1 protein-coding gene and 1 pseudogene are annotated in these 1,843 nt (G+C 59.6%); both read right to left on the bottom strand.

Going from position 1 to position 1,843, the window contains the following annotated elements; genetic code table 11:
• Window positions 1-1,018: cache domain-containing protein (locus tag ROR02_RS16320; protein ID WP_246135603.1), on the bottom strand; the 1,018-nt coding region annotated here is incomplete at its 3' end.
• Window positions 1,019-1,572: 554 nt separating this feature from the next.
• Window positions 1,573-1,843: pseudogene (locus ROR02_RS16315) on the bottom strand (methyl-accepting chemotaxis protein); the annotation flags it as partial.

Genomic DNA, 1,843 nt, shown 5'->3' with positions numbered 1-1,843 from the left:
TTCCCACCACGTCGTTGGAACGATGCACCTGGCCCGAGATTTCGCCCACCGAGGCCGACATTTCCTCGGCGGCACTGGCCACCGACTGCACATTGCCCGTGGTCTGGGTCAAGGCGTCGCGAACCTCGCGCGCGCGCTCCAGGGACCGGCGGGCGGTTTCGTTCATCGTCCGGGCGGTGCGGTCGAGTTCCTCGGCCGAGACCATCAAGGCCTTGAGAATCGCCCCGGCATCGGCTTCAAAGGAATCGGCCAGGGCATGCCGGGCGCGAAGCCGCTCCTCGCTCTGGCGGTGCTCGGTGGCGATCGCCTCTTCTTGCAGCCGCTTGTTGGCGCGGGCATTGTCGCGAAAGACCTCCAGCGCGCGCGCCATGTCGCCCAGTTCGTCGTTCCGGTCGTCCCCCGGGATGGTGACGCCCAGATCCCCTTGCGACAGCCGGTTCATCACGCCCTTCATCGCGCCCAAAGGCCGGCTTACCGCCCGGACCACGCCCAGGGACACGGCCGTGGCCACCAGGAGCACAAGCCCCGCGATGCCCCCCAGGACGAGGGCCTGCGTGGTGAAGCGGGCATTGACGTCGTCCATGTACACACCGGTCCCGATCACCCACTCCCACGGCACGAACCGCTGGGCATAGCCTAACTTGGGAGCCGGCTTGTCCTGCCCGGCATGGGGCCAGTGGTATTCAACAAAAACCCCCTGGCCTCCCGCCGTGCCTTCGGTCAGCAGGTGGATGAAAGGAATGCCATAGGGATCCTTGAGCGCTCCTGTGTAGGTTCCTTCAACCTTTGGCGCGCCACGATTGACCAGTGTATTTCCGTTTTTATCGTTGATAAAAATGTAGTTATTTTCTCCAAAGGAAATGCTTCGAATAATGCTTTTTGCCATTTCCTGGGCTTGTTGCTCAGATAACTCGCCCCGTTGAGCCCGCCCCTGCATGTCACCGAGCTGACTTATGGCCGAGGCAATATGTTCTTCCAGAAGAGCTCGTCTTTCTTCCAGAAGGCCAGTGCGCTGCATAAAAATAGCCGCGAAAACGACGGCAAGAAGCCCAAGACTCATGATCACAACGGGAAAGCTGATGCGCATCGCCAGTGGCATTGTCCATTTCATTGCAGCCCCCACCTTTTCCTCAGAGCAAGACGCCATGGCCCCATGATACAATAACCATCAGCCATGCCTAGCGAGAGCTCAAAAAAAAGCCACCACCTCACACGAATTATAAACTAAATAGTTTCGACTCTTACGCTAACCCAAGAGGTTCAGCCCCACGAAAATCAACCACAAGGCTTTCCCATCACATTTCACTTATATTTTTTATTTTATTTTCGCCTAATTGCTCGTGGCTTTGTCTCAACATCCAATCCAGTCATCGGATATACAGACCTTTCAGCACAGCCCGCTCCGCTCCCACGCAAAAGGGCGGCCGAAACGACCGCCCTTTATCTGGAGTCCGATGGTCCTTTGATCTCCTGGAGTGATTTCATCTTTTTGGAAAAAGCGATCCTCCCTTTTCCCAGACGAACTCACTTTCCGGAAGCGGCGGCCGGGATGCCTCCGTGCCCGTGGCGCCCTTACCCTTCGCGCAAGGTCGCCAGGAAGGAATCCACCCGAAGGCGGAGATCCGAGGCTTTGTGGGCAAGGAGCGCGGCCGCCGCGTGGACGTCGCGCGCCGAGGATCCGGTTTCGTCGGCGGCCCGATGCACGCCGTTCGCCCCCTCGGCCACCTGCGACGCCCCCATCGAGGCCTGCTGAATGGCGCGCGAGATCTCGCGCGTCGCCGCGCCCTGCTCCTCGATCGCCGCCGCGATGGTGGCCGAGATTTCATTGACCTCGGCAATGGTG

The organism is Pararhodospirillum oryzae (genome assembly GCF_007992075.1).
Classification (GTDB): domain Bacteria; phylum Pseudomonadota; class Alphaproteobacteria; order Rhodospirillales; family Rhodospirillaceae; genus Pararhodospirillum; species Pararhodospirillum oryzae.
The sequence above is the reverse complement of the archived record's forward strand: the minus strand, read 5'-3'. Positions and strand labels throughout refer to the sequence as shown.